This window comes from Amycolatopsis sp. NPDC049253, assembly GCF_040678995.1.
Lineage (GTDB): Bacteria > Actinomycetota > Actinomycetes > Mycobacteriales > Pseudonocardiaceae > Amycolatopsis.
In genome coordinates, this window is sequence record NZ_JBFAQX010000001.1 from 1 (window position 1) to 20,924 (window position 20,924).

A 20,924-nucleotide genomic window follows, 5' to 3' on the forward strand; every position below is an offset into this window, starting at 1 on the left:
CGCGTGCCTGGCCAGCGCCAAGACGCCAAGGTCAAAAACACGGGGATTTGCCCTGATAACGAAGAGGTCCCAGGTTCAAGTCCTGGTGGGCCCACCCAGTTCGCCCAGTCCTGTCTGCGGAATGCGCAGACTGTGACTGGGCGGTGTTGTATCTGGGGTCGAGCCCCCAGGCCCCCTCCGTGCGATCGGTGGCGGATCCAGCGTGGGTGCGTTGGGAAGCCGCGACACAAAGTTGGGGCGCCCTCGCGCGGTGTCCGGTCCTTTGTGTCGCTACCAATACGGACCAAACTTCGCGGCTCTGCCCTAAGTTCGCGATGTGGACGTTGCCGAGCTCTTGAGCCAGATCGCCACCGATGGTGACTACAACCCGTTTTCCTTGCGCGACTTGGGACCGGCGGAGATTTCGGCGGTGCGTGAGGCATTGTCGTCGCTGTCGCTGAGGGAGGCGGCGCTGGCCGTGATTGCGACGTTGCGCGAACCGTTCGATTTCGCGTTGGTGCCGCAGGAGAAGCCGCTGCCGCTGAACGCGTGCGAGTTCTGGTACGCCTTGCCGACTGGTGACCAGGAGGCGGTGCTGGATGCGTTCGGGCTGTCGTCGCCGGTGCCGGTGACGATGCGCATGGGACGTCTGGCGTGGCGGTACGAAGGTCACCGCTGGTGGCTGGACCACGGCCGATGTTCCGTGATCTACGTCAGCCCGGTGCTGGACGGCTGGACCTTGGTGTTCGGCGAGCCGGCGGAGGATTTCCACACACGAGGCACTCTTGCCGACGGCGTCGAGGATCCCCATGGCGTCAAGCAGATGTGGGCCAATGAGGCCGCCAAGCGGACCGTGCGACGGGAAAGGTGCGTCGCTCTGAGCCGGCGGTTCGGCGCGGCGCACCTGTATCTCAAGAGCCACGGCGACTCGACGACGTCGTGGTTCATCGCGGAGAACGGGACAGTGGCCCGCTGGTACGACGTAATGGTGCCGGAGGAGCAGATCGGCCCGCCGCACCCGGGCGAGGCGGGCTTCTGGCTGCCGCACGAGGAGAACCCATGGCCAGCCGGCTCCTTCGACGACATCCTCCTGGCGCACGTGGGCAAGGAGGCAGCGCTCAGGTTCCGCGATCGGTACCGCCAGCTCCAAGCCGAGTACAACGTGCCCGACAAATGCGACGCCGACGACGTCGCGGCGCAGCTGTCCGTCCGGCCCGGCGACATCGGCCCCACCACCGTCGTTACGGGCCACGGCGTCCTCGCGCGCACCGGCTGCCCGGGATAGCGGGTGGCCAGGAACCGGGCGCTGACCGGTCGTCGCGTGTGCGACGACCGCGCGCGGAGCCTGGCGTGGGCGTGGCACCGGCTGGGCCGTGGTTCGAGGTGACCCACGGCGTCGCGACGGGGCGGCCGGACCTGGTGGAGTCGGGCCTCGCGGGCGTGCGCGCGACGCCCGCCAGACGCAAGTCAGCCCTGCCGGGAAGAGAAGGCCGGCAGGGCTGACATGTCTGCGGTCGGCACGCGCACGGTCGCCTCTCGGCGAAAGGCACGACGCGGCTCCAGCCGAACGGTATTCCGCGAAGGCAAAGGTGTGAGCCCGGGGGACACGTTGGGCGCACCGACCAGCATGTTCAACGGCGCACCCACCGGAGGTATTCCGTTCGGCCGGTGACGCGGGTCGCCGGTGGTTCCACGTGGAACCAGGCCCCGGAACCGCCGGATCCTGCGCTCAGCGCGTGCAGTAGCATCGTGGAGTACGGAAGCAAGCTGGAAAAGGGGGCTTCAGATGAAGAAGCTGTTGGCACTCGCAGTCGTCGCGGGCGGCGTCCTGTTCGTCGTCAAGCGCAACAAGGCTGCCAAGGCCGAGGCGGACCTCTGGCGCCAGGCGACCGCCCCCACGGGCCCGGTCTCCGCGAACGGCAGCACCCCGGCCAAGGCCGCGGACGCTTCCCGCAACTGACTCACCGCGCGGGTGACCCACGGGCACCCGCGCTCGGGGCTGTAGCTCAATTGGTAGAGCACCGCCTTTGCAAGGCGGGGGTCAGGGGTTCGATTCCCCTCAGCTCCACTCCACAGTAGACATGACAAAGGCCAGGTCAGAGGGCGTTTCCGCTGACCTGGCCTTCGTCGTATCAGGCGGCCGTACCTCTGGCCGTGCCCTCCGCGCCCCTGCCGACGGGCACGCTTGCCCTGCGGGCGCTTGCGCGCGGGCTCGATGTTGTGGCTCATCGAGTCGGCGATCGTGTGGTCGCGCTCGCGCCGTGCGTGCTGGTACCGCAGCGCGGCCCGAGTGGCCCACGCGGGACATCAGCTCACACGTTGTCGCGCCGCCTTCGGCGGCCAGTTCGTTGCCGCGGTGGCGGAGGGAAGTGCACGCCCTCCGGGATCTGCGCAGACTTCATCTTCACTCACAGCCGCCGGAAGCTGTGCTCCCTCGCCCGCATCGCCGAACCGGAGGGTTCCGGCGGGGTAAGAGCGCCCGGGCTTGTGCGCCCTTGAATCTCCGCGGCCTTCGGGCCGGCAAGCGTCTTTGCTCGCGTTCGTCATGCCTCGGTACGGTGCCGTCCGTGCAGCCATCCGATCTTCTGCGGGTCCGTGAGTCTTATGACCGGGTCGCCGACGTCTATGTGGAGCTTGGAGTGGGTCGGTTGGAGGAGGAGCCGTGGCTACGGGCCGCGCTTGCCGCCTTCGCGGAGTCCGTCCGCGGGCTCGGCCCGGTCCTGGACGTCGGCTGCGGCCCGGGCACCATCACTGCGCACCTCACCGAACTCGGGCTGGACGCTGCGGGTGTCGACCTGTCGCCGCGCATGGTCGAGCACGCCCGGCGGCTTTACCCCGACCTGCGGTTTTCTGTCGCTTCGGCGACCGAACTCGACCTCGCGCCGGCATCGCTCGGCGGCGTGCTCGGCTGGTGGTCGCTGTTCAACCTTCCGCGTGAGGCGCTTCCCGGTGTGCTGAAGACCTTCGCTGAGGCGCTCGTGCCCGGTGGTCAGGCCCTTGTCGGCACGCATGTCGGCGACGGTGACGTGCCGCGGACCAAGGGCTACGGCGGCCTGCCGGTGTCCTGGACGACTCACCTGTATCGCCCCGAAGAGCTGGCCGGAATGCTGGCCGACGCCGGTCTGGAGGTGATCGCCGAATTGCGGATACCTGCGCAGCCACCGCAACCGCGCCCCCAGGTGCTGCTCGCCGCGCGACGCCCGGCACTGCCGGAGGCTAGCGGCGAGTAGCGCGGACTCGCCGGGAACGGTGTCGCAAAACCGCAGGTATGCCAACCGGCTCGCTCCGTGGTGTTTTCGGGGCGCGACCCCCAGACCCGGAGCCGACCTCGGTCAATGACCCGCGAATCGGCGGAACTCGAGCAAGCACCGCTGCGACGTCAGGTCCGTGACGGTGTCCAGCGTCAAGCCGTGGGCCGAGGCGAGCGCCCGGAACTCGGCGAGGTGGCGTTCGCGGCCGCCGAAGATGGTGAGCATGGCGAGGGCGCTTTCGGTGTTCGCCTGGCGGCCGGTGACGGGTTCGACGACGAGGATGTGGCCCGTCGGGCCGGCGGCTTCGGTGCAGCGGGCCAGGATTCGGTGGGCGTGGGCGTCGTCCCAGTCGTGGAGGATGTCGACGAGCAGGTAGGCGTCGGCACCGGGCGGGAGTGGGTCGAAGAAGCTGCCGGCGGTGACCTGGACGTCCAGGGAATGGGCGGCGAAGGTGCGGCGGGCGTCGGCGGCGGTCGGGGCAAGGTCGAGCAGGTGCCCGCGCAACCCGGGGTTCGCGACGAGGATGGCGGCGAGGATGTCGCCCCGGCCACCGCCGACGTCGACGATCGTCGAGAACCGCGACCAGTCGTAGCCGGCGACGATCTGCGGGATTTGCTCGCGAATGCGGAAGGTCATCTGGCGGTCGAAGGATTTCCGCAGGTGCTCGTCGTCGGCGAGATCGGCCCAGAAGTCCTGGCCGTAGCGACGCGGGTAGGCGGCTTCGCCGGTGGTGATGCTGTGGGCGAGCTCGATGAACGCCAGCTCGGCGCGCCCTCCGGCGGTGTTCAGGTTGAGGAGCGTTTCGGTGAAGTCGTCGCGGAGGCTTTCGCCATACGCGGTGGTGCGGTGGCCGGCGGGGGTGTGTTCGAGGACGCCGAGCGTCGTGAGGTGGTCGAGCAGCAGGCCGAGCGCGACGGCGTCCACCTCCAGCTCGGCGGCGAGTTCGGCGGCCGGCGCGGGGATGCGCAGACGCGCGGGCAGACCGAGGGTCACGGCGACGCGCAGCGCCATCGGCGTCGCGAGTCCGGCGAGGCGGCGCAGGGAGTTCGTATCGTCGTGGGTCACGAAGATCTACTGTGCCGGGCCGGTCAACCGAAAAAGGAGCGCCGATGCGTCCCCACGTGCTGCTGAGCGTCGCGACGAGTGTCGACGGGGCGATCGACGACACGACCCCTGACCGGCTGCTGCTGTCCAACGCCGAAGACTTCGACCGCGTCGACCAGGTGCGCGCGGAGTCCGACGCCATCCTGATCGGCGCGGGCACGATCCGCGCCGACAACCCGCGGCTGCTGGTCAACAGCGAAAACGCCGGGCCGAACGCGTGCGGGCCGGCAAGCCCGCGTACCCGCTGAAGGTGACCGTGACGGCGTCGGGCGACGTCGACCCGGAGTGGAAGTTTTGGCACCACGGTGGGGAAAAGCTCGTGTACACCACCGAAACGGGCGCGCCGGCCGCGCGCGAACGGCTCGGCCGGCTCGCCGAAGTCGTCGCGCTCGGACCACAGGTCGACTTCGGCGCGCTGCTCGACGACCTCGGCCGTCGCGGCGTCCGGCGGCTCATGGTCGAAGGCGGCGGGCAGATCCACACCGCGTTCCTCTCCCAGAGCCTGGCCGACGAGATCCACCTCGCCATCGCGCCGCTCGTGGTCGGCGCCGCCGCCGCGCCGCGGTTCCTGCTGCCCGCCCTGTACCCGGGCGGGCGGATGAAACTGCTGGACACGCGGGCGATCGGCGACGTCGTGCTGATCCGCTACGCGCCCAAGGCCGGCTGAAAGGTCTCGCGCAGCGCGCCTTCGAGTGGGGTGTCGCCGCGCCAGGCGACGGCGCCGTCTGGGCGGAGCAGCACGGCCGGCAACGCCGTGTCTGCCTTGGCGCGCACCAGGTTCACGCGGTCGGCCCAGCCGGCGGGCAGCTCGACGTCGCCGGTGAAATCGAGCAGGACGGTGCGTCCTTCGCGCAGGAGCTCGGCCACGCGGGTCGGTCCGTCGGGGGTCAGGAGGTCCAGATCGGGCAGCCGCGCGGGATCGTCCAAACCGGACATCATCCCGGCGAGGTAGCGGTTGGTGTCGGGCAGGCGCATGAGGTCGGTGAAGATCTCGGTCAGCGCGAGCAGATCGGGGTCCGGGTTCGGCACGGCGAGAACGCGTTGGGCCGACGTGTGGTGCAGCACGCGGGCGGCCTTCGGGTGGCGTTCGGTCTGGTAGGTGTCGAGGAGGCCGCCCGCGGCTCCGTTCAGCGCCGCGGCGAGCTTCCAGCCGAGGTTGAACGCGTCCTGCACACCGAGGTTGAGGCCCTGCCCGCCGAGCGGCGGATGGATGTGGGCGGCGTCGCCGGCGAAGAAAACGCGGCCGTGGCGGTAGTTTTCGAGCTGGCGGGTGGCGTCGCTGAAGCGGGAGATCGTGAGGACCTCGCCCAGCGTGGTGGGTTCGCCGTAGATCGCGGTGAGGGCCTGCTGCACGGCTTCCGCGGTCATCGGAGGCTCGGCCTCATCCAGCTTGCCGTAGGTGAAGCGGTAGTGGCCACCGCCGGTCGGCACGAGCATGCCCCACTGGTCGGCGGTGGTCCTGGTCATCGCGCTCATGTGTCCGGCTCGTGAGGGCACCAGCTCGGAGACGGCCGACAGGCGCACGTCGGCGAGCACGGCTCGATACGTGCCGGGCCGGCCGGGGAACGGCAGGTCCAGCAGCTTGCGCACGGTGCTGTGCGCGCCGTCGCAGGCGACGACGTACCGGGCGCGCAGGTCCCGGTCGGTGGTCACGGTGACGCCGGCGTCGTCGGCCTGGATCGCGGCGACGGCCTGGCCACGCAGCACGCGCGCGCCGCGGGCGGTCGCCGCCGCCTCCAGTACCTCCTCGACCTTCCACTGTGGAATGCCGATCGAGTGGGGATGCCTGGTCTGCCAAGGCGTGCAGTCGAGCGGCACCGGCAGCCCGGCGAAGTGCCCGCCGACGGCGACGCGGTCGAACTGCCGCTCCAGGATCGCGTCGAGCAGGCCCCGCGCGTCGAGCAGCTCGGCGGTGCGCGGCTGGATCGTGCCGCCCTTCGTCTGCTCGATGCGCTCGGTCAGCTTTTCCACCACCACGACTTCGGCGCCGCCGAGGGCCAGCTCGTGCGCCAGCGTCAACCCGGTCGGGCCCGCTCCGATCACCACCACGTCCATGAAGTGCTCCTCAGTGCAGAAGTATACTGGGTGCAATATAGCCCTGAGTGCACCAACGCGGTAGCCTGTTTTCGTGGACGAGCAGACCGGCCTGCGTGAGCGAAAGAAGCAGCGCACGCGTGAGGCGATCTCGAACGCCGCTCTCAAGCTGTTCTTCGAGCACGGCTTCGACCAGGTGTCGATCTCGCAGGTCGCGGAGGCCGCGGAGGTGTCGCGGCGGACGTTGTTCGCCTACTTCCAGGGCAAGGACGACCTCGTCCTGCACCGCATCGCCGACCACGAGCACGAGAGCGCGCGCGTCGTCCGCGCGCACCGCGAAGCGCCGCTTCCCGCGCTGCGCGAGCATTTCCTCGACGGCCTGCGTCGCCACGACCCGATCACCGGGCTCTGCGACCTTCCTCAGGTGCTCGCCCTGTACCGCCTGATCATGGGCACGCCGACCCTGCTGTCGAGCATGTTGCGGTTCCGGGAAAGCGGGGAGCTGGCGCTCGCGGCCGAGCTCGGCGAGTCACCGGATCTGCCGGCGCAAACCGCGCGCCTGGCGGCCGCGCAGATCGCATCCGTGCAGTGGCGGCTGTCGAGGGAGAACCACCACCGCATGGCGAACGGCGTCTCCGCCACCGACGCGTATCCCGACGCGGTCGCGGCGGCTGAACTGGGCTTCGACCTGCTGATGAACGGCCTGGGGACGCTCGGTAAGAGCTAGCCCCGGCGGATCCACAGGTCGTGCGGAGTCCGGCCCGGCTGGAATCCGCACGAAGCCGCCAGCGCGGCGGCCTCGGCGAAAGCGTGGCCGACGAGTTCGGGTGCGTGGGCGTCGCTGCCGAAGGAGAGGATCCGGCCGCCCTCGGCGGCCCACCACAGCAGGACGTCGCGCGGCAGGGGGACTTTCGTGTTGAGCTCCAGGGCGCGCCCGCTGCCGGCCAGCGCCCGCAGGACCGTGCGGAACTCCTCCTCGAAGTCCGCGGCGACGAAGGGTTTCGACGAAGGCCAGGTGCGCAGCGCGTAGTCGATGTGGGCCAGGATCTCGAAATCGGCCGTCGACTCGACCAGGCCCAGCACCTCGCCCAGGTACGCGCGCAGCGTCGCGTCGGCCGGGCGGTCCGCGATCACGCTCAGCTCGTAGTGGTGAGTCCCCTCCGGCAGCGAGTGCACCGACCCCAGCACCCGCTCGAAGTGGTGCGGCGCCAGCAACGCGTCCGCCTCCGGCCGGTGCCAGTGCGGCTCGCTCAGCTCCACGCCCGACAGGATCCGCAGGTCCGGGAACCGTTCTCGGCACTCCTGCACGCACGCGAGGTAACCCTCGACGTCGAGGGCCGGCGGCTCCAGCACACCGTCGGTCCGCAGCCGTACGCGGAAGTGGTCAGGCAGGTGCGGCCGGATGGGCTCCGGGATGAGTCACGGCGTGAGGTCGGCGTGCTCCGTGAACGCCACCGACGGCAGGCCGAGCGCGAGCGCGCGCCGGCACGACTGGACCATCGACCCGGTGACGGTGTCCCACGACCACTCGGTGTGGACGTGGCTGTCCTGCGGCAGCACGCCCTCACACTACGAGTTGGCCCGCAGCACCGAAATCGCGCGAACGGTGGCGTAGCCGCGCCATTCGAGCGACGCCGCCGGTGAGAAGCTGGCGAAATCGACCGTCCAGCCGCCGTCTTCGAGCTGCTGGGACTCGAGGCGTTCGAGCTCGGCGGCGACCGCCGCGGGGTCGAGCACCTTGCGCGACGGGCCGGGGATCGGCGAGAAGTCCAGTGGCCGCAAGACCTCGTCCTCGCCGCCGCCGGCGACGTGGAGGATGCCGTCGGCCGGCAGGAACTTGCCGAGGTGGTCGAGGAGCTCGTCGGCCTCCGGGCGGCTGGCGTGCGCGGCGTCGAGGAACCGGATGGCGAACGACAGCTCGATCGCGTGCGGCTGCTCCTCCACCCGGGCGATGGCGTCCAGGCAGGTCGACACGGCCGCGGTGAGCCACGGGTGTTCCGCCACGGCCTTGTCGTGCGCCGCGACGCGCAACGCCGTCGACGCGACGAAAGCCGTGCTCTGCAGGGAGAACTTCGTCGGGTCGGCGTCCGTCCAAAATGGAGCGCTCCCGGCGCGGTCCGCGACGGGGAACGCGAACGGCAACCCGCCGCCCGGCAGCGACACGGACTCCAGCCAGTCACACAGCTCCAGCGCCAGCGGCGTGGTTTTCGGCGCGATGTCCTCGAACACCTCGAACGCGTGCAGCGCCCCGCCCGGCTGGCTCTCCGGCGCGCGCAGGTCGGGCTCAAGGCCCCAGCCGTACCCACCGTCGGCGTTGCGGTATCCCGCGACGGCCGAGAGCACGGCCTCCGCATCACCGTCCCCGAACAGCAACTCGAACCGGCGGCGGTCGAGCACCCGCCCGTGCGTGGCGAGGAAGGACGCGGCAGCAGCGAGGTTCACAGTCATACGACCACCGTCGCACGCTCCCGCGCGCGCGTCTTGAACAGTTCGGACACCGGGGGACCGCTCATGACCGAAGAGCTGGTCCGCGCCCTCCTGCGCGACCAGCACCCCGACCTCGTCGCGCTCCCGCTGCGCCACGCCGCCACCGCTGGGCAATCGGCTCTGGCGCATCGGCGACGACCTCGCCGTCCGGCTGCCGTCCGCGACGGAACGCGCGTCCGAACTGCTGGTGAAGGACCACCACTGGCTGCCTTCACTCGCCTCGCGCCTTCCGCTGCCGGTTCCGGACGCCCGTGCGCTGGGGTCTTCCTTCGGGGCGGTTCCCGAAGCACTGGACCGTCGTCAGCTGGGTGCCCAGCACCCCGGCCGACCGCGCCGGTCACCTGCGATTCTGCCGACGCCCGTGCGCTTGAGCGCCGCACCGTAGCGCCGGCGGGGCATCAACGGTCTGGCATCCGCGAGGGTCGTGTTTCTCGCACTGACGCTCACCGCCGCCCGGCCGTTTTCGGGACCGCGCCGGCATCTCGTGCCGACTGCTGCGACCGCGCTTGACACGCAGCCGCTGACGCTGCCGGGCTCAGCTTGTCTGCCCTCTTCCGCAGCCAGCGGACGCAGGCGGGAAGCCGACGCGGCCGGGCCGCGTTGGCGCGGCTGGAGGTCTGAAGGGCGCGGCCCGTCAGGGCCAGAGTCGCTCGCGGGTCCAGGTGTCGTCGGTGCGGAGGTAGCGGAGGCGGAGATGGCGGCGGTCGTGTGAGGCTTGCCAGAACTCGACCGTCGTGGGGGTGACGAGGTAGCGCGTCCAGGTTTTCGGGGCGGCGGTGGGGTTTTCGGCGACCCAGTGGGCGGCGGCGTCGGCGGCTTCGGTGAGTTTGGCGGGGTCCGGGAGGGGTTCGGACTGGTGGCCGATGAACGCCTCGACGCGGGACGCCGTTGGGCGGGCCAGGAAGTCTTCCGCCGAGACCTCCGGGGAGGCGGGGGCGACGGTGCCGCGGACGCGGACCTGGCGGCCGCGGCCGGGCCAGAAGAAGGTGAGGGCGGCGTGGGGAGTGCTGTCCAACTGGTGGCCCTTCGGGCTTTCCGAGCTGGTGGCGATGGCCCACGCGGACGGGGCGACGTCCTTGAGGATGACCACGCGGGCGTCGGGAAAGCCGTCGGCATCCACAGTGGACAGTGTCACCGCGTGGGGGGCGAGGACGTGTTCGCCGGCCTCCGTGAGCCATTCGAGGAACAGCTCTTCGGGGGTTTCCGGGGCCGTGTCCGGGTCGAAGGGCGGGAGTTCTTCGGGGAAGGATTGCCAGCCGCGTAGGGAAACCATGTCACTGACCGTACGGTGGGCGGCCCGGTGGTGGGTAGTGCGGTGGCTGGGGGCCGGGCGGGCCGGCGGCCGGGGGCGGCGGGATCTGCGGCTGCCAGCCGGATGGGATCTGCTGGCCGGGGAAGCCGCCGGGGCCGGGGCCGCCGGTGGTGGGACCGGTCGCGCCGGGAACCGCGCCCGGATCGTTCGGCGTGGGGCCAGGGGCGCCATACCCAGGCACGGCGTTGTACCCGGCCTGCTGGGCCTGCCATTGCGCTTGCCACTGCAGCTGCTGGTACGCCTCCGTCGGCTGCGGGAAGCAGAACAGCAGCTTCGCGTTCACCGAACCCTGCACTGCCGCGCCCCAGAGCTTGCCGCCGACCCAGGCGTACGTCATGCCCGCGTACGGGTCCACGGCGACCATGCGCGTCTCGCCGCCGAACTGGTTGGCGGTTTTCGCCGACGCGGCCGTGGCGGCGTCGGGGTGCACGCGGCCGACGAGGCCCGCGATCACGACGGAGCCGGCCGTCCAGCCGACGGTGCCCTGCACGTTGGCGCGCGCGTGCTGGGTGGCGAGGGCGGTGAACTGGAACAACGTCTGCGCGTCGATCTCCGGGTAGGCGGCCGCGACGACGCAGTAGTTCATGGTGGACAACATGATCGACTCGGTGAACAGCCCGACGGCCGCCGTCACGGGTCCGATCTGGACGGTGCTGAGCCGCCCGCCGCTGCGCTGGACGCGCTCGGCCACCACCTGCAGGTACTGATCCGGCGTGAACACTCGAACCCCCTGACCGCGACAACCGACCGCCCGGCGCCCATCGTCGCACGCCGGGCGGCCGGGGCCGTCAAGCGGCGGGGACGGTGCCGGTGGCCGGGACCCCGCGGGTCCGGCGGAACAAGTCGGTCAGCGCCCAGTGGCCGCCGCCGGTGAAGGCGAGCAGGAGGAACGCCCAGGCGAAGATGGCGGCCTGCTCGCCGCCGTTCTGGATGGGTAGCACGGCCTTGCCGACGTGCACGGTGAAGTACGCGAACGCCATGGAGCCGGAGCAGATCACGGCGGCGACGCGCGTGCCGATCCCGAGCGTCACGGCCGCGCCGCCGACGAGCTGGATCAGCGCGGCCCACCAGCCGGGCCACGAGCCGACGGCCGCGGCGTCCTGGCCCCAGAGCCCGAACACGGTCGAGGCACCGTGGCAGAAGAAGAGGAAACCGAGCACGATGCGGAAGAGCGCGAGGACGTGGTCACGGCCTCTGTCGAAGAGTTTCACGGCTGTCGTCTCCCTGGCAGTCGGAAAATACGTGACTGCCAGGCTAGGTAAGCCAACTCTCAACTATCACCACAGTGAGTGAAAGATCCCTTACTCGCTGGAACTTGAACCTTTCGCTCTTCACTCTCGTGTGACTGGACATGATTGACTGTGCGCGCTATGCGACGAATCCTCGCTCTCGCGCCCGCCCTGGCGTTGCTCGCCGGCTGCAGCGTGTCGACCCCCATCGCGGGCACCGCGCAGCCCGCGCCGCCGCCGACGACCACCAAACACGCGGCTGAGCCCGGCCTGCCGCCCGATCCGCAGCCGGCCCGGGAAGCGAAGTGCCCGTACCTCTCGGCCGAGACGGTGCAGGACGCGAACGGCCAGCACGTGACGACCGTACGCGTGTCCGACGACGAGCCGCACCCGTCGTGCTTCTTCTACCGCCCCGACGGCGGGCTTCAGGTCACCGTGCAGGTGTACGTGGGCACGAAGGACATCGCGACGAAACTGGTCAACCGCGCCGCGCCCGTGGACACCTCGAACCCCGCTTCCGACCCCGCCGGGTGGAAGGGCGGCTACCAGCCGGCTGGTGACGGAGTGGTGTACGCGGTCTCGAAGGGGGGAGCCGCAGTCATCGTGACGAGTAACCAACAGCAGAGCATCAAAGCACGCACAGTGGCCAAGAAGGCTATCGCGGCCCTGAAGCTCTGAGTAGTGGCCTCCACACGGGTGAGTGAAGTTGATCTTGTATTACCCTGTGCGGCACGCGCAGGCCCTGGAGCACTCGCGCGGGCGGGTGCCCGTCCGGCACCACTAGCACTTCGCCATCTCTACGACAAGGACAAGATTCGTGGCTGACACCCTCAAGGAAATCCTGCTCGACTCCAGCCGTCGCCCGTCGGTCGTGACCGACCTCGAGGGCCTCGTGGACGCCGAGGTCTCCGACAAGGGCGGGGTCTCCGGCGCCGTCGTCAAGACCGGCTTCGCCGCCGTCAAGAAGATCAAGCCGGGCATCATCCCCTCGGCGGTCGACAGCCTGCTGGACGACTTCGCCGGTGCCCTCGAGCCGTTCTACGGCGACTTCCGCGCCCAGGGCGGCAACGACTTCGGTGCCTACCTGACCAGCCGCTCCGACGCGGCCGCCGACGCCCTGCTGAGCGTCACCGACTCGCGCGCCGACCGCAGCAGCCGCGACAGCATCAAGAAGGTCTACTCGAAGCTGCGTCCGGGCGGCAAGAAGAACGTCGAGGAGGCCCTGCCCCGCCTCGGCCAGCTCATCGACAAGCACGCCGCGATGGCCTGATCTGCTTCAGTAGCAACGGAAGAGGGCCCCGGGATCGCCGTCCCGGGGCCCTCCTCGCGTGTGGTTCAGTTCTTCTTCTCGGCGGCCGGCGTGCTGGGTGCCTTGCCGTTGCTCGCCGGAGACGGCTTGGTCTCCGAAGCGGGCTTCGCCGGGGGAGCCGGCGGGGTGGCCTTCGGCGGCGCCGGGGCGACCGGCGGCTCCTGCTGGCGCGACTTCAGCACCACGGCCGTGCCCACGGCGACGGCGCCCAGGCCGAGCAGCCACGGCCAGCGGCGACGCTTGCGCGTGCCCTTGGCCGCCGACTTCGCCTCGACCAGCGCGGCGCGGAAGTCCTTCTTCGCTGCCTTGAAGTCCTTCTTGCCCCGGCGCTTCGACTCACCGGCGGACTTCGCGGCCTTGATCGCGGCCTTCTTCGCCTTGCGACCGGGCTTCTTCAGCTCGGCGATGCGGGCGAGGGCCTCCTTGCGAGCGGCGGCCGAGCTCTTCTTGAGCTCCTTGCGCGTCAGCTCGGTCTTCTTCGCGAGCTTCTTGCGTGCCCGGCGGCTCTGCTTGGCGAACTCTTCGGCGCCGGCTTCCGCGGCCTTCGCTGCCGAAGCCGCCCCCGCCTTGCCCGCTTCGGTGGCTCGCTTGCGCAGGCCGACCGCGCCGGACTTCACCGACTCGCCCACCGAATCTGCGGCCCGGGTCATGGCCTTCACCTCACCAATCGTTTTGATATCGCTCTGTTGCCCGTAACCTATCGTGCCCTTTTTCCCGGCGTAACGCTGTGTCTTCCCCCATCGGGAACCGGTGAAACCTCGGGAAATGCCCATCTTCCTGGGGTCTTGCCGCCAGGTTCCCCCGCGGCGAGCCCCCTGAACCCCCCAAATGTGGGAAGGGATGGCACGATGGCGGCGTGACTGAAAGCGCCCGCAAGGCCACCCTGCACACCAATCAGGGTGACATCCACGTGAACCTGCTCCCCGACCACGCGCCGAAGACGGTCGCGAACTTCGTGGGGCTGGCCGACGGCTCCAAGGAGTACACGCAGCCGAACGCGCAGGGCACGAACTCCGGCCCGTTCTACGACGGCTCGATCTTCCACCGGGTCATCGACGGCTTCATGATCCAGGGCGGCGACCCGACCGGCACCGGTCGCGGCGGCCCCGGCTACAAGTTCGGCGACGAGTTCCACCCCGAGCTGCAGTTCAACAAGCCCTACCTGCTGGCGATGGCGAACGCCGGGCCCGGCACCAACGGCTCGCAGTTCTTCATCACCGTCTCGCCGACGACCCACCTGAACTTCAAGCACACGATCTTCGGCGAGGTGGCGGACCAGGAGTCCCGCAACGTCGTCGACGCGATCGCGCGCGCGGCGACCGGCCCGGCGGACAAGCCGCTGTCCGACGTCGTCATCGAGAAGGTCACCATCGAGGCCTGAGGCCGTCTCGGGGGGATTTCGGTAGGTTGGAGTCATCGTGAACCAACCGCCGAATCCCCCCGCGTACCCTCCGCAGGCCGCGCTCCCCGGTTGCTGGTGGCACCCCAACCGCCCGACCGGCCTAAGCTGTGCGCGCTGCGGACGTCCGGCGTGCCCCGACTGCCTCCGGGAAGCCCCCGTCGGCTTCCAGTGCACCGACTGCGTGCACGCCGGCTCGCAGCAGACGAAGCAGCAGCACCGCCAGTACCAGAACTCCGGCATGGGCACGCGCACGATCGCGGGAGCCCGGCCGACGGACTCCGTCGTGATCACGATGACGCTGCTCGCCGTCAACGTGCTGATCTACCTGATCACGGCGTTGCAGACGAAGAGTCTTTTCGACAACGGCAATGCGCCTCTGGAGCAGTTCGGCTGGATGCAGCCCGCCACCACACTCGTCGGCGGCGAGTGGTGGCGGATCTTCACATCGGGCTTCGTGCACTTCGGGATCATCCACATCGCCGCGAACATGTTCTCGCTGTGGATGATCGGCCGCGCGCTGGAGCAGGTCTTCGGGAAAGCCCGGTACACGGCGCTCTACTTCGTGTCGATGTTCGGCGCGTCCGTCGCGGTGCTGCTTTTCGACAACCCGCTCCAGGTCTCCGGCGGCGCCTCAGGCGCACTGTTCGGGCTGCTGGGCTGCTACGCGGTGATCGTCGTCAAGTTGAAGCTCAACCCGGCCGGCCTGCTGGTCACACTGGCGATCAACGCGTACATCACGTTCTCGATCCCCGGCATTTCGATCCTCGCCCACGTCGGTGGGCTCATCACGGGTGCGCTCGTCGCCGTGGCCCTGCTCTACGCGCCGGAGCGCAACCGCGTGCGGTGGCAGGCGATCGGCGTGGCGATCATCGTGGTGGCGCTGCTGGGCCTGGTCGTCTACCGCGGCGTTGAGCTCTCGGCGCTGGCCGGCTAGAACGCGCCGCGCAGGGCGGTGATCGCGTCGAGGACGTCGCGCGGGTCTTCGCCGAGGTCGACGCGGCCGAAGATGTAGAGCTCGTCGTCGTGTTCCAGTTCCAGCGTGACGCCGTCGCGGCCCAGCCTGCGGGTGGTGCGCAGCTGGATGCCGGTGCGGTCCCACGGCAGGCGGTGCGTGCCGCCGAGCGTGCGGGCGACCAGGCCCTCGGCGTCGACCGACAGCCGCGGGCGCACCACGCTCCAGTGCACCGCGAACGCCCCGACGGCCACGGTGGCGAACCCCATCAGGACCGCGCCCTTGCCGTCGCCGAAGAGGGCGTCGAGCACCGCGCCGGCGAGCAGCAGGACCGTGACCAGCCAGGCCACTACCACAAGGGCCGACTGGGGTGCCCACGAGGTGGGGTAGTTATCCACAGAGGTTATCCACACTGGGGATGAGTCACACCGGTGTAATTCGGTGTCAAGCCGCCATCCGGAGTAATGATCAGCGCCAGCGCATAGTCATGAGCAGGCCGACGATCATCGCCGCGAAACCGATGCCGAAGTTCCAGTTCCCGAGAGAAGTCAGGAACGAAATCTTGTCGCCGGCGATGTAGTTCACGATGAGCCACAGCAGCCCGAGGAGCATGAGGCCGAACATGACGATCTTGTAGAACAGGTTCGACGGGCCCGCGGCCTTGACCTTCACCGGCGTCCGGCGATCAACGGGCGGGGTGTACGCGGTCTTCTTGCGGACCTTGGACTTCGGCATCGTGTTCCTCGCGTGCTGTTCTGGCTCTGCCTGGTGGCGGTGCCTGTTCGCGGGCGTCCCGCTCGTCGGGTTGCGCAACCAGCGCCACGTGAACACGTTAACGTAAACGACGGCTCCAGAGCACCGGGCGGGAGCGGTCGGATTTCCGGACTGTGACAATAGCGCCACCGGCAGTTCCACCGGCGGTGCGAGAGGAGCTTGCGTGACGACGCAGGATTGGCCGGGTGAAGACGACCGCCGCCGCCCCTCGGGAGGGCCCGACGGCCAGCGGCGACGCCAGCCACCGCCCGGTGCCGACGGCGCCGCCAGACCGCGCAGGCAGCCTCCGGAGGACCCCACCCGGAGAGTGCCGCCGGCTTCGCGCCGCGTCGCGGGTGACCCGGCGCGCAGGCAGGCCGACCAGCGCAGATCACCCGAACAGAGCAGGCCGCCGCGTCCCACTCAGCAGTACGGCATCGAGCCAGGGCGGACTGACCAGCGCCCCACGCCGGGCGCGGACGCCGGCGGCGCCCGACGGGGCGCCGGCGAACCGGCCTATGGCGCGCGAGGCGCCGAGGGCGGCTACGACGCAGGTGGGCAGACAGGCAGCGGGCCAGGAAGCGCCGGCCGCCGGGGCGTCGCGCCGGGCGCGGGGGGACCGATGGCCGCCGGACCCGACGCCGGTGGACCGCCGAGCGAGCCGGGCCGGCGCTCGCGGGCCGAGGGGCCGGGAACGCCGCCCCGCGGCACCGAGCGTGTTGGGAACCCCTCCACCGAGCGCATGGGCACCCCGCCCCGCGGCACCGAGCGTGCTGGGAACCCCTCCACCGAGCGCATGGGCACCCCGCCCCGCGGCACCGAGCGTGCTGGGAACCCGTCCACCGAGCGCATGGGTACGCCGCCCCGCGGCACTGAGCGGGCCGGCAACCTGTCCACTGAGCGCATGGGCACTCCGCCGCGCGGCACCGGCCGCCCGACCCAGCCGCCACGCGGCGGTGGGCCTGGGCCGGACCCGCGGCGCAGGCCGCGGCCCGTCGTGGCCGACCAGCCCACGGAGGTCTTCGACGCCGTCGAGGCCGGTGGCGCCACCGCGGTGAAGGAGAAGCCCAAGCCCGCGCCGCTGGGCAAGGGCGGCGTCGCGATCCGCACGGCCGGCGAAATCCTCATCACGCTCGGCCTGGTCGTGCTGCTGTTCATGGTCTACGAGGTCTACGTGACCGACCTGTTCTCGGCCGAGAAGCAGTCGGTGGCGAGCGACCAGCTCGAGGGCGACTGGGCCAAGGACCGCACGCTGCACCCCGGCCTCGTCGACGGCAAGGCGTTCGCGCGCATCCACATCCCGTCGTTCGGCGCCGACTTCAACTTCACGATCCAGGAGGGCACCGGCGAGGACTCGCTCGCCATCGGCCCCGGCCACTACAAGGGCACGGCGCTGCCCGGCGAGCCCGGCAACTTCGGCGTCGCCGGCCACCGCGTGGGCAAGGGCGCGCCGTTCAACGACCTGGACAACCTCAGCTCGTGTGACCAGATCGTGATCGAGACGCAGACCGACTTCTACATCTACAAGGTCCTGCCCTACGACGACGAAATCTCCGGCTGGAGCAGCGGCAAGGGCGCGCAGCCGGAGTGCAAGGGCGTGTCGACGCTGCGCAACCCGAGCATCCCGGGCGGCGGTCCGTACGACCAGACGTTCGGCCGCAAGGTCGTGCTCCCGAGCCAGGGCGACGCCGTGAACCCGGTGCCGTACAAGCCGGCCGACACGCTGCCGAAGGCGCAGGAGGCTTCGCTGCTCACGCTCACCACGTGCCACCCGCAGTTCTCCGCCAAGCAGCGGCTGATCATCACGTCCGTGCTGACGCAGCAGGTGCCGAAGTCCCAGGTGGCCGACTACGGGAAGCTGCTGACCGAGATCGGCGGTGCTGCCTGATGTACGCGTGGATCTGGCGGCACCTGCCGGGACCGTTCGCGGCGAAGCTGGCGATCGCCGTCGTGCTGGTGCTCGGCATCGTGGCCCTGCTGATGTTCGTGGTGTTCCCGTGGCTCGACCCGCTGCTGCCGTTCAACGAAGTGTCGGTGGACAACTGAGGCACACCCGCTTCGGCGTCTTCCTCGTTTCCGGGCGGTTCCCGGGGCAGGAGGACGCCGAAGTGCTGCTCAGGACCGTGCGCGCGGCCGAGGCCGCCGAGGCGGCGGGGTTCGACGACGTCTGGCTCGCCGAGCACCACTTCCTGCCCTACGGCGTGTGCCCGTCGGCGATCACGCTCGCCGCGCACGTCCTCGGGCGCACGTCGCGGATCGCGGTCGGCACGGCCGTGAGCGTGCTGTCGACGACGCACCCGGTGGCGCTCGCGGAGCAGTGGTCGATGCTCGACGCGGTGTCCGGCGGTCGGCTGCGCCTCGGCGTCGGGCGCGGCGGGCCGTGGCAGGACCTGGAGGTGTTCGGCACCGGGCTCGAGCGGTACGAGAGCGGCTTCGAGGAGTCGCTGGACGTGCTGCTGCGCGCGGCTTCGGGCGTCGCGTCCGCAGCCGGTGAACAGTTCGCCTTCCGTGACGTGCCGCTGGTGCCGGTGCCGCGGCGGCGGCCGGAAGTGGTCGTGGCGGCCGGCGGGCCGAAGTCCGACGCCGTGCGCCTCGCCGCCGAACGCGGGTTGCCGATGCTGCTCGGGCTGCACGCCGGTGACGACGAGAAGGCGGCGACCGTCGCGGCGTACGGCGGGCTCAACGACCACGTGTCCACGGTCCTGTGCCAGGTCGGCGACAGCCGTGCCGCGGCGGTCGATGTGGTGCGGAAGTCGTTGCCAGGCTGGCTTTCCGACGGGCTCGGCGCGCACGTCACGGTGGACGGCCGGCCCGGTCCGTCGCGTGATCCGCACGAGTACACCGAGCACCTGTGCGCGATCCACCCCGTCGGGGATCCCGAGTACTGCGTGGCGACCCTGGACACGAGCCTCCGGCGCACCGGGGCCGCCCACGTGATCATGTTCGTGGAAGCGTCCGGTACGCCGGAGGGCACGGAGGAGAACATCGCGCGGATCGGCGCCGAAGTGCTGCCCGCGCTCAGGGCTTCAAAAGCAGGGCTTAACAGTCACGCAGCTCCGGGCTCTGGTTGAGCAGCTGCCCGCGCACCGACACGAACGCGCGGTAGCGGTCACCGTCCACTTCGGACGTCCGGAACACGGCGACCCGGTGGCAGTTCTGGAAAGCGAGCTTCACGCCGAAGTGGCGCTCGAGCCCGCCGCGGATGGCGTCGGAGGCCAGTGCGCGCAGCAGCTGCCCGCGAGCGGCCTCGCTCGGCGGCGGCGTCTCGTTGTCGGCGAAGCCGTCCGGTGCGCCGTCGGCCTCGGCGATCACGCCCGTGATCACTTCCCACGCGTACGGCAGCGACTCCCGCACGCAGGCGACGAACTCGGCGTCGGAGACCTCCCCGCGCTCGGCCTTCTCCAGCAGCGCGGGCGATACGTCCAGAGACAAGACAACCTCCATGGTGAGTGGTTCCCCTCTCTGGCTACTCGCCCGGCCGAGGACCCCACAAGAGAAAACGGTATTCATCACCACTTCGGTGGATCACTCCCACCGGAACAGCCGCACGGCCAGTGCCGTCCCGCCCAGTGCGAACGCGGCCAGAGCGACGAACTGCAGCGGCTGAACGCCCGCACCCACCCACGCGTCCTGCAACGGCTGCGTGCCCGGTGGCACGTACGCGCCGATCCGCTGGATCACCTCGGGCAGCAGCGGCCGCGGCAGGTACACGCCGCCGAGGAACATGATCGGGAAGAACGCGATCATCGCCAGTGCCGACGCGCCCTTGGCCGTGCGCGCGACCGACGCCGCGACCAGGCCCAGCGCGAACACCGAGACCAGGCCGAGCACCAGCGTCAACGCGTACGTGAGCGGATGCAGGGGCAGTGGGACCTCGAACGCGACGCGCGCGGTCACGAGCATCAGCACCACGCCGGCGAGCGCCACCACGGCGTGGATCACGAGCTGCGCGAGCAGCAGGTGCGCCGGCGGCACCGGTGTCGTCGCGAGGCGGCGCAGCACGCCCTGCTCGCGGTAAGTGGCCACCGCCGCGGGGATCGCTTGCAGGCCGAGCGTCGCGAGCGAAACCACGACGAGCGAGGGGACCCACAGGTCGATGAAGCGGTAACCACCGGTCACGTCGCTCGGCCGCGACATGCCGGGGATCGAGCCGATGCCGAGCAGCAGCGCGGCGGGCAGCGCGACGCCGAACACCGCCCACAGCGGCGTGCGCAGGAAGAGCTTCGCTTCGGTGGCGACGAGCTTGGTGAAGGTGTGCACGGTGCTCACTCCCGTCCGGTGAGGGTGACGAACGCGTCGTCCAAAGTGGATTTCCCCGTGGTGGCACGGAGTTCGGCCGGAGTGCCGGTGGCGATGATCCGGCCGGCGTCGAACACGGCGACGCGGTCGCAGAGGCGCTCGGCCTCGTCCATGAAGTGGGTGACGAGCACGACGGTCACCCCGGCGTCGCGTACGGCGGTCACGACCTTCCACGTCTCGCGGCGCGAATGCGGGTCGAGGCCGGTGGTGAGCTCGTCGAGGATCGCGAGCTGCGGGTCGCCCACCAGCGCGAGCGCGATCGACAGCCGCTGCCGCAAGCCGCCGGAGAGCTTGCCGAACGCCGCGTTCCGGTGGTCTTCGAGGCCGAGGCGCCGCAGGAGCCCGCCGAGGTCGGCCGGCTTCGGGTAGAAAGCGGCGAACAGCTCCAGCGCCTCGGCCACCCGCAGCTTCTCGGGCAGCCGCGCGTCCTGCAGCTGCACGCCGACGAGCCGGCGCAGCCGCACCGCGTCCTTCGCCGGATCCAGGCCCAGCACGGAGATCGCGCCGGAATCGGGCCGGCGCAGGCCCTGCAGACACTCGACCGTGGTGGTCTTCCCGGCGCCGTTGGTGCCGAGGACGCCGAAGATCTCGCCGCGCTCGACGGCGAACGAAACGCCGTCGACCGCGACCCGCTTGCCGTAGGTCTTGCGGAGCTCGGTGACTTCGATGAGTGGCATGCGAAAAACGCTAAAAGCGCGCGGCGTCCGGCAGAATGGCGCTGAAACCCCAGCTCAGGTGGGGTTTCGCTGACGTGGGGGTGGGGCTGGGCCCACCCCGTGCGGGAGCTTCGGCCAGTGCGTTCCGGGGTCCGGC

General features: G+C 70.4%; 25 protein-coding genes, 1 tRNA gene and 1 pseudogene. 14 read left to right on the plus strand and 13 right to left on the minus strand.

Annotated features, from left to right (window positions below):
• Positions 1-316 precede the first annotated feature (316 nt).
• The 4 genes from AB0K15_RS00005 to AB0K15_RS00020 all read left to right on the plus strand — a co-directional run bounded on the left by AB0K15_RS00005 (position 317) and on the right by AB0K15_RS00020 (position 3,209).
• Positions 317-1,264 carry a hypothetical protein gene (locus AB0K15_RS00005; protein WP_364043372.1) on the plus strand — a complete coding sequence of 316 codons (948 nt, stop codon included), beginning with the start codon at positions 317-319 and terminating at the stop codon, positions 1,262-1,264.
• Between the two features lie 501 nt (positions 1,265-1,765).
• Positions 1,766-1,939, plus strand: a complete 174-nt coding sequence (locus tag AB0K15_RS00010; protein WP_220245417.1) for a DLW-39 family protein — start codon at positions 1,766-1,768, stop codon at positions 1,937-1,939.
• Between the two features lie 35 nt (positions 1,940-1,974).
• Positions 1,975-2,047: transfer RNA gene (locus tag AB0K15_RS00015), tRNA-Ala, on the plus strand.
• 499 nt (positions 2,048-2,546) lie between these two features.
• The gene (locus AB0K15_RS00020) at positions 2,547-3,209 is read left to right on the plus strand and encodes a class I SAM-dependent methyltransferase (protein ID WP_364043375.1); all 663 of its coding nucleotides are present in this window, start codon (positions 2,547-2,549) and stop codon (positions 3,207-3,209) included.
• 102 nt (positions 3,210-3,311) lie between these two features.
• Here AB0K15_RS00020 and AB0K15_RS00025 read toward each other — a convergent pair whose 3' ends face one another.
• The gene (locus AB0K15_RS00025; RefSeq protein ID WP_364043378.1) at positions 3,312-4,295 is read right to left on the minus strand and encodes a methyltransferase; all 984 of its coding nucleotides are present in this window, start codon (positions 4,293-4,295) and stop codon (positions 3,312-3,314) included.
• 44 nt (positions 4,296-4,339) lie between these two features.
• Between AB0K15_RS00025 and AB0K15_RS00030 the strand changes: the two genes are divergently transcribed.
• Together AB0K15_RS00030 and AB0K15_RS00035 are read left to right on the plus strand one after the other, a co-directional pair.
• Entirely contained in the window at positions 4,340-4,582 is a 243-nt protein-coding gene (locus AB0K15_RS00030) for a dihydrofolate reductase family protein (protein WP_364043381.1), read from the plus strand.
• 2 nt (positions 4,583-4,584) lie between these two features.
• On the plus strand, positions 4,585-5,001 hold the full coding sequence (locus AB0K15_RS00035; protein WP_364043384.1) for a dihydrofolate reductase family protein: 417 nt from the start codon (positions 4,585-4,587) through the stop codon (positions 4,999-5,001).
• Here the strand turns inward: AB0K15_RS00035 and AB0K15_RS00040 are convergent.
• The gene (locus tag AB0K15_RS00040) at positions 4,980-6,389 is read right to left on the minus strand and encodes an FAD-dependent monooxygenase (protein WP_364043387.1); all 1,410 of its coding nucleotides are present in this window, start codon (positions 6,387-6,389) and stop codon (positions 4,980-4,982) included. The genes AB0K15_RS00035 and AB0K15_RS00040 overlap by 22 nt on opposite strands.
• A gap of 73 nt (positions 6,390-6,462) precedes the next feature.
• Here AB0K15_RS00040 and AB0K15_RS00045 point away from each other — a divergent pair, with 73 nt between their 5' ends.
• A complete protein-coding gene (locus AB0K15_RS00045; protein WP_364043390.1) occupies positions 6,463-7,095 on the plus strand; it encodes a TetR family transcriptional regulator in 633 nt (210 codons plus the stop codon).
• Here the strand turns inward: AB0K15_RS00045 and AB0K15_RS00050 are convergent.
• From AB0K15_RS00050 to AB0K15_RS00070, 5 genes and pseudogenes are all read right to left on the minus strand, one after another.
• Positions 7,092-7,928: pseudogene (locus AB0K15_RS00050) on the minus strand (PHP domain-containing protein). The gene AB0K15_RS00045 and the pseudogene AB0K15_RS00050 sit on opposite strands and share 4 nt — an antisense overlap.
• A gap of 9 nt (positions 7,929-7,937) precedes the next feature.
• Positions 7,938-8,816, minus strand: coding sequence for a hypothetical protein (locus tag AB0K15_RS00055; RefSeq protein ID WP_364043393.1), 879 nt, complete (start codon positions 8,814-8,816; stop codon positions 7,938-7,940).
• A 673-nt stretch (positions 8,817-9,489) separates the two neighbouring features.
• Positions 9,490-10,128: a pyridoxal 5'-phosphate synthase gene (locus tag AB0K15_RS00060; RefSeq protein ID WP_364043396.1), complete on the minus strand. Its 639-nt coding sequence runs from the start codon at positions 10,126-10,128 to the stop codon at positions 9,490-9,492.
• Position 10,129: 1 nt separating this feature from the next.
• The gene (locus tag AB0K15_RS00065; protein ID WP_364043399.1) at positions 10,130-10,888 is read right to left on the minus strand and encodes a hypothetical protein; all 759 of its coding nucleotides are present in this window, start codon (positions 10,886-10,888) and stop codon (positions 10,130-10,132) included.
• 67 nt (positions 10,889-10,955) lie between these two features.
• A complete protein-coding gene (locus AB0K15_RS00070; RefSeq protein WP_364043402.1) occupies positions 10,956-11,378 on the minus strand; it encodes a DoxX family protein in 423 nt (140 codons plus the stop codon).
• Positions 11,379-11,537: 159 nt separating this feature from the next.
• Between AB0K15_RS00070 and AB0K15_RS00075 the strand changes: the two genes are divergently transcribed.
• Positions 11,538-12,074, plus strand: coding sequence for a DUF2020 domain-containing protein (locus tag AB0K15_RS00075; RefSeq protein WP_364043405.1), 537 nt, complete (start codon positions 11,538-11,540; stop codon positions 12,072-12,074).
• A 139-nt stretch (positions 12,075-12,213) separates the two neighbouring features.
• A complete protein-coding gene (locus tag AB0K15_RS00080; protein ID WP_364043409.1) occupies positions 12,214-12,666 on the plus strand; it encodes a hypothetical protein in 453 nt (150 codons plus the stop codon).
• A gap of 65 nt (positions 12,667-12,731) precedes the next feature.
• Here AB0K15_RS00080 and AB0K15_RS00085 read toward each other — a convergent pair whose 3' ends face one another.
• Positions 12,732-13,355, minus strand: a complete 624-nt coding sequence (locus AB0K15_RS00085) for a hypothetical protein (RefSeq protein ID WP_364043412.1) — start codon at positions 13,353-13,355, stop codon at positions 12,732-12,734.
• Positions 13,356-13,561: 206 nt separating this feature from the next.
• On the opposite strand from AB0K15_RS00085, the gene AB0K15_RS00090 reads away from it, so the two are divergent.
• Together AB0K15_RS00090 and AB0K15_RS00095 are read left to right on the plus strand one after the other, a co-directional pair.
• On the plus strand, positions 13,562-14,086 hold the full coding sequence (locus AB0K15_RS00090; RefSeq protein ID WP_285971318.1) for a peptidylprolyl isomerase: 525 nt from the start codon (positions 13,562-13,564) through the stop codon (positions 14,084-14,086).
• 202 nt (positions 14,087-14,288) lie between these two features.
• Entirely contained in the window at positions 14,289-15,041 is a 753-nt protein-coding gene (locus AB0K15_RS00095; RefSeq protein ID WP_364043415.1) for a rhomboid family intramembrane serine protease, read from the plus strand.
• On the opposite strand, the gene AB0K15_RS00100 is transcribed toward AB0K15_RS00095, so the two are convergent.
• Complete coding sequence (locus AB0K15_RS00100; protein WP_364043418.1) at positions 15,038-15,457, minus strand: PH domain-containing protein; 420 nt, start codon at positions 15,455-15,457, stop codon at positions 15,038-15,040. The genes AB0K15_RS00095 and AB0K15_RS00100 overlap by 4 nt on opposite strands.
• Positions 15,458-15,527: 70 nt before the next feature.
• Complete coding sequence (gene crgA, locus AB0K15_RS00105; RefSeq protein WP_220245435.1) at positions 15,528-15,794, minus strand: cell division protein CrgA; 267 nt, start codon at positions 15,792-15,794, stop codon at positions 15,528-15,530.
• A gap of 922 nt (positions 15,795-16,716) precedes the next feature.
• Here crgA and AB0K15_RS00110 point away from each other — a divergent pair.
• Genes AB0K15_RS00110 through AB0K15_RS00120 form a run of 3 tightly spaced genes read left to right on the plus strand, consistent with a single transcriptional unit; the run spans position 16,717 to position 18,883 of the window.
• Positions 16,717-17,700, plus strand: coding sequence for a class E sortase (locus AB0K15_RS00110; protein WP_364045305.1), 984 nt, complete (start codon positions 16,717-16,719; stop codon positions 17,698-17,700).
• The gene (locus AB0K15_RS00115) at positions 17,700-17,858 is read left to right on the plus strand and encodes a hypothetical protein (RefSeq protein ID WP_364043422.1); all 159 of its coding nucleotides are present in this window, start codon (positions 17,700-17,702) and stop codon (positions 17,856-17,858) included. The genes AB0K15_RS00110 and AB0K15_RS00115 overlap by 1 nt, the downstream gene beginning before the upstream one ends.
• Entirely contained in the window at positions 17,855-18,883 is a 1,029-nt protein-coding gene (locus AB0K15_RS00120) for an LLM class flavin-dependent oxidoreductase (RefSeq protein ID WP_364045307.1), read from the plus strand. The genes AB0K15_RS00115 and AB0K15_RS00120 overlap by 4 nt, the downstream gene beginning before the upstream one ends.
• Here AB0K15_RS00120 and AB0K15_RS00125 read toward each other — a convergent pair.
• The 3 genes from AB0K15_RS00125 to AB0K15_RS00135 form a co-directional block, all read right to left on the minus strand.
• Positions 18,852-19,244 (minus strand): SCO5389 family protein, encoded by a 393-nt coding sequence (locus AB0K15_RS00125; protein ID WP_360598601.1) that lies wholly within the window; start codon positions 19,242-19,244, stop codon positions 18,852-18,854. The two genes, AB0K15_RS00120 and AB0K15_RS00125, sit on opposite strands and share 32 nt — an antisense overlap.
• A gap of 93 nt (positions 19,245-19,337) precedes the next feature.
• Entirely contained in the window at positions 19,338-20,072 is a 735-nt protein-coding gene (locus AB0K15_RS00130; protein ID WP_364045309.1) for an ABC transporter permease, read from the minus strand.
• A 5-nt stretch (positions 20,073-20,077) separates the two neighbouring features.
• Complete coding sequence (locus tag AB0K15_RS00135) at positions 20,078-20,788, minus strand: ABC transporter ATP-binding protein (RefSeq protein WP_364043425.1); 711 nt, start codon at positions 20,786-20,788, stop codon at positions 20,078-20,080.
• Positions 20,789-20,924 lie beyond the last annotated feature (136 nt).